The organism is Deefgea salmonis (assembly GCF_020531905.1).
Taxonomy (GTDB): Bacteria; Pseudomonadota; Gammaproteobacteria; order Burkholderiales; family Chitinibacteraceae; genus Deefgea; species Deefgea salmonis.
This window is the reverse complement of sequence record NZ_JAJAWG010000003.1, coordinates 158,684-171,895: the sequence shown is the minus strand read 5'-3', so window position 1 is coordinate 171,895 and position 13,212 is coordinate 158,684. Positions and strand designations below refer to the sequence as shown.

Genomic DNA, 13,212 nt, shown 5'->3' with positions numbered 1-13,212 from the left:
TCTTTAATAAGGCCAATACGGTGCTTGAATTTTCTCATCCGATAGATGTATCGGCTTTGCGTACCACGTTTGCTGAGCAAGGTCTGGTTATTTTACGCGGCTTTGCGCCGTTGGCTGAAGTCGCTTTGATTCGAGATGCGGCAATGAAAGCTCTTCAAGCGCGTGCTGAGCCGCTGGAATTGGAAGCCAGTTTGGCGTATCCGGGCGCACCAAGCTCGATTGATGCCCAAGGCGGCCAGACGATTCGACGTTTACGCGGCATGGTGGCGCGCTCGCCGGTGTTTATGCAATGGGCGACGCATCCTCGTTTGTTGGCGTTATTGCGGCCTTTGCTGGGCGAGCGGATTACCTTAACGCAGGTGCACCACAATAGCTTGATGACCAAGCAACCGAGCTTTAGTAGCGATACTTTATGGCATCGTGATTTACGCTATTGGCGTTTTAGCCAGCCCCAATTGGTGTCATGCTGGTTGGCTTTGGGTGATGAAAATCCAGAAAATGGCGGTTTGGGATTTATTCCGGCATCGCACCATTTGACCTTGCCTGAAGCCGCGTTTGATGCGCGTGAATTTTTGCTCGCCGAGCATCCAGACGCCGCGCCATGGATTGCCAAAGCGCAGTTTCCGCGCTTGAGTGCAGGTGATGTGGTGCTGTTTGATGCGCGCACTTTTCATGCCGCAAGCCGCAATAGCACCGAAAAAACCAAGTATTCTTTAGTGATGAGCTACCATGCCAGTGATAATTTACCGCTAAAAAATAGTCGATCTGCGGCTGAACCCGGTGTAGATTGCTAGACTTTAATCGTTTTCAAGGAGATTCAGATGCCTGTCAGCCCAGAGCAGTTTTCGTCCCTGATTCAGTTAGTGACTCAATTGCAGCCCATGCCCGCTTACCAAGCGGCCAAAGAGCTGGAAATGCTCAAACCCGAAATGACCGATGAGCAGCGTCATGCCTACGAGCAAGCTTTAGGCGATGCTCAGCGTCAGCGCAAAGAAATTGAAAAAGCCAATGCCGAGGCCACTGAAGACGCGTTTGATCAAGACGAAGATTAAATCGAGCTGGCGATAGCACTTGAAACGTACTCAGTGACTGGCGCGCGTTGCGATAAAATTAAGCGCGTTAGCTGGTTTTGAAATATAGTTTTTTGATTTGAACTCTACAAAGGTATATGCAGCTAGGCTTTTGAAAATAGAGTCTCTAGCGATATACCTTTGTTTTTTTTGTTTTGCTTACTTCTGGAAAGACATTGATATCGCGTTCGCGATCGGCAGCGGTTTGGTGAACTGAAAAAGGGTAGAGTTGCAGCACTTTTTTCACGTATTGCTGTGTTTCTGGATAAGGCGGAATCCCACGGTAATGATCGACTTTGCCTTCCCCTGCGTTGTAACTGGCCGCGACTAAGGCGATATTGCCTTGGTAACGATCGAGCAACCAGCGTAAATAGCGCACGCCACCTTTCACATTTTGGCTGGTATTAAAGACATCTTTAACATTAAACCGCGCGGCCGTTTCCGGAATCAGCTGCATCACGCCCATCGCAGATTTGGGAGAAACGGCACTGGAATTGAGCCCTGATTCAACCTTGGCAATGCTCAGTGCAAAAGACGGATCAACCCCGTGCCAAGTGGCGATTTTGCTAATGATGTTGGCAACCAGTTGCTGATTGGCATTCATTTTGGCGCTCAGGATCGGTAATTTACTCATCACAGGTTCAACATCCGCTTCGACGCAGCGGGGTAGGCGATGGCCGCTAATGCGGATGGTTTCTAGCATTTTTTGCGCTTCTTGATGGCCTTGTTCTGCGGCGATAGACAATAAACTGGCTGCAGCAACCCGATCTTCTGGCACACCAATCCCAAAAGCGTACAGCATGGCTAAGCGATATTGCGCTTCGGTGATGCCCAAACGCGCGGCATAGCAATATGTGACTGCGGCAGCCCATGGATTACGCATTTCTTGTTGTGCGGCTTTTTCCAATCGGGCTTGCCACTGTGATTCGTTTTCATTGCCAGTCACCATCGACAATGCCAATGTTATGCTGAAGATTGTTGTCAGCATGGCGGTTTTCCTAATGGTTAATGCTAGGGAATCAGCATAGTCTCAATCTGCATGAGGTAAAGATTGAGCCTGATTAAAGGCTTTGCGCAAAAAGGATATTGCAATGACGATTCACGTGCGACTGATGACGGGCCCAAATGGCACACAAATTGGTATTTTAGCTTTATCAGCGCCAGAGCGGATCAATGCTCAAAACTTAAGTATGGTTCGGCAAATGTCTGCCGCGCTCAACGATTGGCGTGATCAAGCGCAGATTGTGGCGGTGGTGATGATTGGTGCCGGTGAGCGTGGGTTTTGTGCCGGAGGCGATTTAAAAGCCTTGCATGCGGCGATGACTCAGCCCGGTGAATTGGCACAAGGCGATGCTTTTTTTGCTGAAGAATACGTGTTGTGCCAAATGATTCGAGACTATGCCAAGCCCGTGATGGCATGGGGGCATGGCATTGTAATGGGCGGCGGTTGGGGTTTATTTGCTGCGGCGAGCCATAAAATCGTCACTGAACACAGCAAATTGGCGATGCCAGAAACGGCGATTGGTTTGTTTCCGGATGTGGCGGCCAGTCGCTGGTTGGCTGAATTAGCCGGTTTTGGTCCTTTTTTAGCCTTGTCGGGTGTGGCGATTAATGCCAGTGATGCGCTGTATTGCGGGGCTGCCCAGTGGGCCTTGCCCGAATCAAGTCGGCATCAAGTTTTAATGGATTTAAGCGCTTTGGCTTGGCAGGGAGAGGCAGAGTTGGATCGTGCGGTGTTGAGTGAGTATTTAACGCAAGCGGCACAGCAAGCTGAGCTCAAATTGCCTGCGGGGCATTTAGTAGCCCATCAAGATTTGCTGCGCGGCTGTGCCAGCGGTAGTTTGAATGATGCTTTGCATCACATCAGTTATTTTTCAGCTTTGGATGATGCTTGGCTCGCCGCCGCGGCGCTACGGGTGCAGCGCGCGTCACCCACGTCTTTGTGGCTGGCATGGACTTTACAACAACGCTGTGCGGCATTGTCGTTTGCACAGACGGTGCAATTAGAAACCGCAGTCAGCGCCGCTTGCTTACGCTATGGTGATTTTGCCGCTGGCATTTATGCCACATTGTTTGATCGCAGTCATTCTCCCGTTTGGCAGCAAGGTCAGGCCAATCAGTTGGAAGTGTCTAATTTGGCACAGGCGTTTCCGATGTTATGTAATTGATTATTTGTATCTTCGATGTGAAAGTTTGAAACTTTTTGTCTTTGCCGCCCTCTTAGCAGGTGATACAGTATCGACACCGATCAATCAGGAGATTCAAAATGCAATCTTTTAATACCAATACGACGACGTATGGCAATAGCGCCTTGTCGGCAGAACGCAATCAAGTGCTGCGTAATACCTACTTTTTATTAGCATTGACGATGTTGCCAACGGCCGCAGGCGCTTTGCTCGGTATGTCTATGCAGTTTCGTATGAGCGGCTTTTTAGGTTTTGGTTTATTTATGTTGGTAAGCTTCGGGGCGTTTTATGCCATCGAAAAAACCAAAGAAAGCAGTGCTGGCGTGTTTATTTTGTTGGGCTGGACTGGCTTTATGGGTTTGTGGCTCAGCCAAATTTTGCAAATGGCCATGAAATTTAGCAATGGTCCAGAAATGATCGGTATGGCCGCAATTGGCACTGGCGCAATTTTCTTTACCTTGGCGACCATCGCTACCGTGACTAAAAAAGACTTTTCCTTTATGGGTAAATTCTTGTTTATCGGCATGGTGATTGTCATCTTGGCTTCGATCGCCAATATTTTCTTTGCGATTCCTGCTTTATCATTGACGATCTCTGCTGCCGTAATCATGATTTTTTCGGCGTATATTTTGTACGATGTAAGCCGTATCGTGAATGGTGGTGAAACCAATTACATTAGCGCGACATTGAGTTTGTACCTGAATGTGTACAATATTTTTGTCAGCTTGCTCAACATCATTATGGCGTTTACTGGCAATAGCCGAGACTAAGTGATTTTAGATGGGTTGAAAAACGCCACTGTCAAAGTGGCGTTTTTTTATGTCGAAAAGAAAGTCCTGTTATTGCTATCGAATGTCGTCGATCACGGGTGAATGGGCTGGGTAGCGGTAAAGCAAACGTCAACAGACCCTAGGGTTTTATAAGCCACGGCGCTCGATCAGTGCTTGCGCCAAGGTACCGGGGTCAACATGTTCCAGCTCCCCCCCAACAGGGAGTCCGCGGGCAATACGGCTGACTTTTAGGCCACGCGCGCGCAGCATTTCAGCCACATAATGCGCGGTGGCTTCGCCTTCGGTGGTGAAGTTGGTCGCCAAAATCACTTCCGTCACTTGGCCATCACTGGCGCGCTCGAGTAATTGTTTGAGCGCAATATCATGCGGTCCTATGCCATCGAGCGGGCTTAAACGGCCCATTAAGACAAAATATAAACCTTCATAACTGCGGGTTTGCTCGATTGACATTAAATCGGTTGGCATTTCGATGACGCATAATTGCGCATGATTGCGTTGTTCATCTAAGCAAATGTCGCAGGTGTCGGCCTCGGTAAAGGTATTGCAATGCCGACAATGCTTGAGCGTTCCCAAGGCATTTTCGAGTGCATGGGCCAAGTCCGACGCGCCGACTTGATCGCGCTGTACTAAATGAAACGCCATTCGTGCCGCCGATTTGGGGCCAACGCCGGGTAAAACGCGCAGTGCATCAATCAGGTTTTGTAATGAGGCAGGGATAGGCATAGGTATTGCTCTGGTGGCGTTGGTGGTGGGGGCCTAAATAGCAATACCACGGGCTTTGTTATGACGTGGCAGCGTGTTGATGGTGTTATTAAGGCGCTATCTCGTTGCAGAAATAACGCCTTGGGGGTTGCGCGGCACGACTAAATCATCGCCAATGGATCGCGGCTTGCGCGCGACGAGTTGGCGATGTGAGCCCATCAAAATGGCATTTTAAAGCCGGGTGGCAATTGCATGCCGGCGGTGAAGCCGCCCATTTTGGCTTGGCTAGTGGCTTCAGCTTTGCGCAGCGCATCATTAAATGCGGCTGCGATCAAGTCTTCGAGCATGTCTTTGTCGTCCGACAATAGGCTGTCGTCAATGGCAACACGGCGAACGACGTTGCTGCAGGTCATGGTGATTTTGACCATGCCAGCGCCCGATTGACCTTCAATTTCAACGTTGGCCAATTCGTCTTGGGCTTTTTTCATATTGTCTTGCATTTGCTGCGCTTGTTTCATCAAGCCAGCCATTCCGCCTTTACCACCAAACATAAGATTTCCTTTTTAATCATGAAGAGAAAAATGGCCAGCGACAAGATGGGGCGATTGGCTCGCTGCTTATCTTGGTTTCGCTGGCTGATTTTTTTTAAATGGGTTTGATTGAGTCCAATGCAATACTTGCGCCAAATTCTTTCACCATGGTTTGCACGAAAGGATCGTTATTGATTGCCGCAACGGCTTGATCTTGGCGCTCTTGCTTTTCACGGTAATGAATATCGGCTGGCGTTTCAGTCTGTACTTCGCCAATTTGTACATTGAGGGCGATATCGCGACCAAAATGCTCGCTCAGCGCGCTGCGTAATTTTTCTTGGTAATCGCGGGTTGCCACACTGCGATGTACTTCTTCAACTTTAATATTGAACTGTATATCGCTGTAGCTCAATAGCTCCGAGTGCTGCGCGAGCATACCTGCCTGACCTAATTTGAGATGCACCACCAGTGCACGCCAATCACCATTAAACTGAGCGGGCTTGACTGGCGCACTGACACTCACTGGCGTCGGAGCGGGCATCGACATGGCCGCAGGCGCGGCATCTTGCTGCCACGGCGGTGAATCATTGCGAGCTGGGGCGCTGGCGGGGGCCGGGCTGTTCGCTGCTAGATTGTTTGCGACCGGATGACGTGGCGCTTGATGATTTGATCCCGGATTATTTGCTAGCTGATGATTGAGTGCTGGTGCACTCGGTACAGCGGGTGGATGACTGTTGGCTGGCAACGCCGTATGGCCTGCGCTGCTAGGCGCAAACGCCAGCATCCGCAAAATCGTCATGGTAAAACCGGCGTATTCATCGGGTGCTAGCGGTAAATCACGTCGCCCATGCAGTGCAATTTGGTAATACAGCTGGATGTCTTCGGGTGAAATCGCTTGCGCTGCGGCGACGATTTGTTCACGCAGCGGTAAATCATCCGCCAGCGCATTGGGCACGGCTTGCATCAGCGCAATCTGTTGTAATAAAGCGGCTAATTCATGCAAAGCAGCCTCATACGAGAGGCCACGTTCGGCAATGGCATCGGCGGTTTTGAGCAAGGTGCTGCCGTCTTTGGCGACCAGTGCCGTGAGTAAATCAAATAAATAACTTTGATCAACCGCGCCGAGCATGGCGCGCACGTCGGCTTCTTCGACTTTACCTGCGCCGTAGGCGATGGCTTGGTCGAGCAAAGATAAGCCGTCACGCATCGAGCCGCTGGCAGCATGACCAATCAGATTGAGTGCAAGTGCTTCGTATTCAATTTGTTCAGCTTGCAATACCGTATTCAAATGGCCAGTGACCTGCTGCGGCGTCATTTGCCGCAATGAAAACTGCAAGCAACGGCTCAGTACCGTAATCGGCACTTTTTGCGGATCGGTCGTTGCCAGAATAAATTTAACGTGGCTGGGCGGCTCTTCCAATGTTTTGAGCATGGCATTGAATGCCGACTTGGAGAGCATGTGCACTTCGTCGATAATGTAAACTTTGAAACGGCCAGCGGTCGGTGCATACTGCGCGTTGTCCAAGACTTCGCGAATATTATCGATACCGGTATTGGACGCCGCGTCGATTTCAAGTAGATCGACAAAACGCCCCGCATCAATTTGCGTACACGCGGAGCAAACGCCGCAAGGCTCAGACGTAATGCCGGTTTCGCAATTGAGCGCTTTGGCCATAATCCGGGCGATCGTGGTTTTACCCACCCCCCGGGTGCCGGTGAGCAAATAAGCGTGATGCAAGCGTTCACTAGCAAACGCGTTTGCCAGTGCTTTAATCACATGTTCCTGCCCGACCAATTGGGCAAAAGTTTTTGGTCGCCACTTACGGGCTAGTACTTGATAGCTCATGGCGACATTCTAACAGATGCGATAGATGAAATGACGATGAATCCGCCTGAAGCATTACCAGAAAACCACGATTCGCAACCCCAAGCGCCGATTGAACCGCCACTTGAGGCATGTTGCAATAGTGGTTGCTACCCCTGCATTTTTGATGTGTATACCGAAGAACTGCAGCAATATCGGCTGGATTTAGCCGCGTGGCAAGCGCGGCAAGGCGGCGCTGCTGCGGCGCCTGAGTCGATTTAAAGATCCCAGAGTAGACTTTTTTTGATATCAGCTCGAATTGTTTGGGCACCAAGCGCTGTTTCTTTTATGCGTTGATAGGAATCTCATGTTGAAAAAATGGATCACTTTGCTGGCCTTGGCCATGAGTAGTAGCTGGGCAGCAGAAACAACAATGCAGGCTTTACCGCTTGGCGTAAGTAATGCTTTAAAAGCGGCCAAAATTCCCGCCGATGCCATTTCGATTGCGATGTTGCCGCTCGATGGCGCAGGGCAAGCGCAATTTTATCGGGCGGACGTACCCTCCAATCCAGCCTCAACGATGAAATTAATCACTACCTATGCCGGCTTGGAATTATTAGGGCCAGCATGGCAGTGGCGCACTGAGTTGCGTGCCAATGCTTTACCGAATAAAAATGGCGTCTTAGAAGGCCCTGTGTATTTAAAAGGCTCGGGAGACCCAAAGCTAACGCTTGAGCGAATGTGGTTATTGGTGCGCGATTTAAAAGCGGCAGGGGTGGATGAAATTCGCGGTGATGTTGTGCTCGATCGCAGTGCTTTTGTGATTGATGAAAAAGAACCGGCGTTTGACGATGATGGCGAGGCCAGTGATCGACCGTTTATGGTTAAACCCGATGCTTTACTGACAAACTTTAAGTCTATTCGCTTACGCATTCGTAGTGATGGTGAACGTGTTCGGGTGTCGGCTGAGCCCGATTGGCCAGAAGTGCGCCTGAGTAATCAATTGACGATTGCGGCCGGCGGCAGTTGCGACGCGTGGCAAAAACGCGTGCAATTTCGAACCGGCCAAGCCACGCCACAATTGATGTTGCAATTGGTGGGTGAAATACCTGCTGGGTGTATTGGCGACAAATATATGTCGGTATTTGATGCGCCGACCTATACCTATCAGTTGTTTCGTAATTTATGGTTAGAAGCCGGTGGCAAAATCAGCGGCAAAATGCAGTTGGGTGTTACGCCCAGCTCGAGCGTGTTGCTGGCCAGTAGCCAATCGGATTCGCTCACCAATACCATTCGCGATATTAATAAATACAGTAACAATATGATGGCGCGGCAATTGTATTTAACGCTGGGTGCCGTGCAAGGCTTGCCGCAAGACGGTGCAAATAGTGCCGTGCGTGCCAGCAGCGTCATTCATCGTTGGCTCTCTGGCAAGGGTTTGCATTATCAAGAGCTGGTGCTGGAAAATGGCGCTGGTTTATCGCGCAAAGAGCAAATTAGCGCCCGACATTTGGCAGAACTGCTCAAAGACGCATGGCAGTCGCCATTGGCGGCTGAATTTATCGCCTCATTACCGATTATTGGCCTAGATGGCACGATGAAAAAACGGCTAAAAGACGAGTCTAGCGCCGGGCAAGGGCATATTAAAACCGGCACACTGAAAGACGTGCGTGCGGTAGCAGGCTATATCCGCGATGCACAAGGCAAAACGTGGGCCGTGGTGGCGATGATTAATCACAACAACGCCCCCGCAGGCATGGCCGCGCTCGATGAATTACTGCAATCAGTACGTAAAACGCCTGCGCTCAATTAATCCTCTGCCAGCGTGCGCCTGCGGTGTTTGGCTAGAAGGGCGCATTTGCCCATCATTTTGCGCTCAATCAGGTCGTTATCGAGACTTGGAACGCTGTTTTAAACCTTAATTGCGGCAAAAATACAGGTATTTTTGCAGTCTAGCGCCCAATTGATAAAGAGCTTGGGAAGGAAGTATTAAATGCTGGTAAAATGCCGCGTTTTCCCGCACACCATTGGACAATTCGATATGGATAAGATTCTCATTCTTGATTTCGGCTCACAAGTTACGCAGCTGATTGCCCGTCGTGTGCGCGAAGCGCATGTGTATTGCGAACTGCATTCTTTTGACGTATCGATCGACTTTATTAAAGAGTTTAATCCCAAGGGCATTATTTTGTCCGGCGGTCCTAACTCGGTTTACGAGTCAGATTACCAAGCTGACCCAGCATTGTTTGAGCTTGGCATTCCGGTGATGGGTATTTGCTACGGCATGCAATGGATGGCGCAAAGCTTGGGCGGTAAAGTTGAAGCCGGCACGGTGCGCGAATTTGGCTTTGCTGAAATCGAAGTTAACCCAGCTAACCCATTATTTAAAGATTTGTCCGACCGCGTTCACGGCGATAAAACTTGCCTTGAAGTTTGGATGAGCCACGGCGACAAAGTGACTGCCATGCCAGCAGGCTTTGAAGTCATCGCCAGCAACGCGTCTTGCCCAATCGCCGCCATGGCCGATACCACGCGTAATTTCTACGCGGTGCAATATCACCCAGAAGTGACGCACACGCTCAAGGGCCGCGAAATGATTAATCATTTCGTATTGGATATTTGCGCGTCTGAACCAAGCTGGACTATGCCGAACTACATCGACCAAGCCGTGGCAAAAATTCGCGAACAAGTCGGCACTGACGAAGTGATTTTGGGCTTGTCGGGCGGCGTGGATTCATCGGTTGCCGCGGCATTGATTCACCGCGCGATTGGTGATCAACTCACTTGTGTGTTTGTGGATAATGGTTTGCTGCGTTTGAACGAAGGCAAGCAAGTCATGGAAACTTTTGCTGAGCATTTGGGCGTGAAAGTCATTCATGTGGATGCTGCGGAACAATTTATGGGGCATTTGGCGGGCGTGTCTGACCCAGAAGCCAAGCGCAAAATCATCGGTCGTGAATTCGTTGAAGTATTCCAAGCCGAATCGGCCAAATTGCCAAGCGCCAAATGGTTGGCACAAGGCACGATTTATCCCGACGTGATTGAATCAGCAGGTGCCAAAACCGGTAAAGCGCACGCGATTAAGAGCCATCACAATGTGGGCGGCTTGCCAGAAACCATGAAACTCTCTTTGCTTGAGCCGCTGCGTGAATTGTTTAAAGACGAAGTGCGTGAACTCGGTGTTGCGCTCGGTCTTGCACCAGAATTGGTTTACCGTCATCCATTCCCAGGTCCAGGCCTTGGCGTGCGTATCTTGGGCGAAGTGAAAAAAGAATTCGCTGACTTATTACGCTACGCTGACGCAATCTTTATCGAAGAACTACGCGCAGCCGTGGATGAGAAAAGCGGTAAAAACTGGTATGAACTCACCAGCCAAGCGTTTGTCGTGTTCTTGCCAGTGAAATCAGTTGGCGTAATGGGCGATGGCCGCACTTACGATTACGTAGTGGCACTTCGTGCCGTTGTTACTAGCGACTTTATGACGGCGAAATGGGCTGAATTGCCATACGATTTGTTGGGTAAAGTATCAAACCGCATCATCAACGAAGTCCGCGGCATCAACCGCGTAGTTTACGATGTATCCGGCAAACCACCGGCGACGATTGAGTGGGAGTGATCTTGTTTTAGTTTTTAGCGTTTGTTGAGTATTGCAATAACAACACAACCCCAGCCAATGGCTGGGGTTGTGTTGTTATTGGATTGAGAATAATTGTTGGTAGCTATTAAGTTAAAGAATCAAGCAAGGTTTTAGCTGTTTGCATTTAACTTTGGTCTGACCACAGTTGTGTGCAGTTTTGTGAAGATGTTAAATTTTGGCTATCATTTCTGTCAAGATAGCTTGTCGCTTAAGACGGTCAGGAGTGACTTCTCCTAAATTACTACAAATATCAACAAATTTTTCAAACACATCTAGTGCTGGTTGGCCGTGCTGCCCCATTACATTGATGATTTTTTGCGCATCCGTCTCTGCCTGTCTTGAATTCAATTGTAAACTATTGTTTCCGCAAATTATTATGCGAACTAACGGTAGCATATGCCATCTAAAGCGCTTGAAATTTTGTGGGATGGTGCTATTCGATATCAATAAATTGAATCTATACATTGATAAGCATGCCGCGTAGAAAATTATTTCTTTAGTATTATCAGCGAATAGTGTTTCAGTGAGTTCTGCGTACATCGCTTTTGGATAGCGTGAGGCTAACTCGGGGCGATTACAAAACATTGCGGCAACGCACTTTGCTGCCGTATGTAATGAAAAAATTCGTATTGCTGGGACATCTAAGCCAACGTACTGTCTATCCCTCCGCTCCAAATACAAACGACTTTCTAAACTATCGTAAGTATTAAAATATTGTTCAACACGTTTAATGATTGGGCGAAGAGAAAGAAATTGGGTGTCGTCTACTTTGCTTTGACTATTTGTGGCGCGGACTAAATCAGAAAAAACGTCTTCTAATTGAGTTTCTACGACCTTGACATTCACCATGATTTCACCAAGATTGTCGCGATTTTCAAAGAGTACATTTGATGTTTGGCACCCATTCACAATTTGAAAGTTTTTAAGGTGCAAAATTGCCCCTTGTAGTTGGACATCCGGACTAACAATAGTAATGCCGTTGTTTAGCACAGGAAATCGAGTGGCGGCCTCAGAGTTTAGAGTATTAGCAATAGATTGATTTACGGGATTATCCACCCCAAGAAATGAGCGAACGTTTTCTTCGAATACTTGAGTCCTCAAATTACCATCTGGAGTCGTTAAAAGATTAGTCACAAAATCACTTGCCCGAACAACAGCAAGATACGCTTCGTCTATACCTGCAATCGTCGGTAGTGCAGCAGTACTAAATGCTGGAAGACTTGCATTAATGCCAGAGTAGGTTCCTACCCACAATTGGGTTAACTGATCCCTGTCAATAAACTGTATGTCGACATCATAGAAATATCCAAGGGCATCCATTTGGGCGTGAAAGTCAGTAAGTGCAGTTTCTAGTGCAACTGGCTGTTGATATTGTCCTGTAGTAACAAACCTCGCAGTGAGGGATGGCTTCCCATTTCGAATTTTTGGGACTTCAAGTAACAATGCATCAAATATACTCCGTGCATCTTTCAGGATTGTATCAGTGGCCAAGTAAGGTGACTGATTTACGAAACGAAGTATTCCTTCTTTGAACTTTAAAAAGTCGCCTAAGTCAAAACTTTCTGAGCGTTTCGCTTGAACAAATATGATATCAACATCGTGATTGCGTCGAGGAGGTAAAAAAATAGATTTTGCATCTTCAACAGATGTGGTTATGCATTCATCGATTATGATGGCAATACCATCTATTCCTTCATCACCTGGACCAGTAACGACATCATCTAGGTCATAAGCGTCACTAAAACGGCTGGCTACAACACAATGCATTGCAAACTTTTCAAATTGCGAAGCTTCATTCTCAGCTTCTAGAGCGAAGCTTTTAACAAAACTTTGTAAATGCGCCTTCACAATTCTATGCATGTCAATTTCTCTGTGCTAAATGAATAGGCATAGTTTACATGATATAAAAAATACACATTAAAAAACGTAAGTGTTTTGTGATTTTACTTACAGGGTTTTGGTCGAATCTAACAGTCCAACAAAAATTTTGGGCTGTTAGGTCCGACACTTTTTTTGTCTTATTCATTTTTGAAACAGATGGGGACAGACCACGGTTAATTCAGTGATGGTTTGTTTTTGATAGTAGCCGCTATTTGTTAATCGCCCAAAGCAAGCTTCACAGCATCAACAACCCGTTCACCAATAACTGGTTTTTCACAGAGGTATGGGATTCCGCTTACAAACCTGATTCGACAGCGCGTTCCCATTCTGCCGAACACTACGAATAATGCTGTCCAGCTCATTGTCTGGCGCTGCTAAAAATTGCTTGATGGCGTTGCGGGCTAGATCGTTAGCTTTTAAGAAACGGGCTTCTTTGCGCATTTCTTGCGTTAGCGTGGTGTCGATGATTTTGGCGAGATATTCAGCGTGCGCTGTGAGGTCGGGGTAGCGCCATGCGGGTAGTCATGAATGGCGACAGTGCGGCGAACGATGGGCAGTAATGGCGATTACCCGGCAGATTGTCACGAACTCGCCAGCGGGTGTACTGCATG

12 protein-coding genes are annotated in these 13,212 nt (G+C 48.3%); 7 read left to right on the top strand and 5 right to left on the bottom strand.

The window, feature by feature from the left end; all coding sequences use genetic code 11:
• Nucleotides 1-20: 20 nt before the first annotated feature.
• Together LG219_RS07060 and LG219_RS07055 are read left to right on the top strand one after the other, a co-directional pair.
• Nucleotides 21-794 (top strand): phytanoyl-CoA dioxygenase family protein, encoded by a 774-nt coding sequence (locus tag LG219_RS07060; protein WP_226763816.1) that lies wholly within the window; start codon nucleotides 21-23, stop codon nucleotides 792-794.
• 27 nt (nucleotides 795-821) lie between these two features.
• Nucleotides 822-1,052, top strand: coding sequence for a hypothetical protein (locus LG219_RS07055; RefSeq protein ID WP_226763815.1), 231 nt, complete (start codon nucleotides 822-824; stop codon nucleotides 1,050-1,052).
• Nucleotides 1,053-1,197: 145 nt separating this feature from the next.
• Here the strand turns inward: LG219_RS07055 and LG219_RS07050 are convergent, their stop codons facing one another.
• Entirely contained in the window at nucleotides 1,198-2,058 is an 861-nt protein-coding gene (locus tag LG219_RS07050; RefSeq protein ID WP_226763814.1) for a lytic transglycosylase domain-containing protein, read from the bottom strand.
• 103 nt (nucleotides 2,059-2,161) lie between these two features.
• Here LG219_RS07050 and LG219_RS07045 point away from each other — a divergent pair, with 103 nt between their 5' ends.
• Nucleotides 2,162-3,238, top strand: a complete 1,077-nt coding sequence (locus tag LG219_RS07045) for an enoyl-CoA hydratase/isomerase family protein (RefSeq protein ID WP_226763813.1) — start codon at nucleotides 2,162-2,164, stop codon at nucleotides 3,236-3,238.
• Nucleotides 3,239-3,336: 98 nt separating this feature from the next.
• Entirely contained in the window at nucleotides 3,337-4,026 is a 690-nt protein-coding gene (locus tag LG219_RS07040; RefSeq protein WP_226763812.1) for a Bax inhibitor-1/YccA family protein, read from the top strand.
• A gap of 147 nt (nucleotides 4,027-4,173) precedes the next feature.
• Here LG219_RS07040 and recR read toward each other — a convergent pair whose 3' ends face one another.
• The 3 genes from recR to dnaX all read right to left on the bottom strand — a co-directional run bounded on the left by recR (nucleotide 4,174) and on the right by dnaX (nucleotide 7,125).
• Nucleotides 4,174-4,770, bottom strand: a complete 597-nt coding sequence (recR, locus tag LG219_RS07035) for a recombination mediator RecR (RefSeq protein ID WP_173531997.1) — start codon at nucleotides 4,768-4,770, stop codon at nucleotides 4,174-4,176.
• Between the two features lie 197 nt (nucleotides 4,771-4,967).
• The gene (locus tag LG219_RS07030; RefSeq protein WP_226763811.1) at nucleotides 4,968-5,300 is read right to left on the bottom strand and encodes a YbaB/EbfC family nucleoid-associated protein; all 333 of its coding nucleotides are present in this window, start codon (nucleotides 5,298-5,300) and stop codon (nucleotides 4,968-4,970) included.
• A 94-nt stretch (nucleotides 5,301-5,394) separates the two neighbouring features.
• Nucleotides 5,395-7,125, bottom strand: coding sequence for a DNA polymerase III subunit gamma/tau (dnaX, locus tag LG219_RS07025; RefSeq protein ID WP_226763810.1), 1,731 nt, complete (start codon nucleotides 7,123-7,125; stop codon nucleotides 5,395-5,397).
• A gap of 30 nt (nucleotides 7,126-7,155) precedes the next feature.
• Here dnaX and LG219_RS07020 point away from each other — a divergent pair, with 30 nt between their 5' ends.
• From LG219_RS07020 to guaA, 3 genes are all read left to right on the top strand, one after another.
• Nucleotides 7,156-7,365 carry an oxidoreductase-like domain-containing protein gene (locus LG219_RS07020; RefSeq protein WP_226763809.1) on the top strand — a complete coding sequence of 70 codons (210 nt, stop codon included), beginning with the start codon at nucleotides 7,156-7,158 and terminating at the stop codon, nucleotides 7,363-7,365.
• Nucleotides 7,366-7,450: 85 nt separating this feature from the next.
• A complete protein-coding gene (gene dacB / locus LG219_RS07015) occupies nucleotides 7,451-8,896 on the top strand; it encodes a D-alanyl-D-alanine carboxypeptidase/D-alanyl-D-alanine endopeptidase (RefSeq protein ID WP_226763808.1) in 1,446 nt (481 codons plus the stop codon).
• A 228-nt stretch (nucleotides 8,897-9,124) separates the two neighbouring features.
• On the top strand, nucleotides 9,125-10,699 hold the full coding sequence (gene guaA / locus LG219_RS07010) for a glutamine-hydrolyzing GMP synthase (protein ID WP_226763807.1): 1,575 nt from the start codon (nucleotides 9,125-9,127) through the stop codon (nucleotides 10,697-10,699).
• 189 nt (nucleotides 10,700-10,888) lie between these two features.
• Here guaA and LG219_RS07005 read toward each other — a convergent pair whose 3' ends face one another.
• Nucleotides 10,889-12,580 carry an AIPR family protein gene (locus LG219_RS07005; RefSeq protein ID WP_226763806.1) on the bottom strand — a complete coding sequence of 564 codons (1,692 nt, stop codon included), beginning with the start codon at nucleotides 12,578-12,580 and terminating at the stop codon, nucleotides 10,889-10,891.
• Nucleotides 12,581-13,212: the final 632 nt, after the last annotated feature.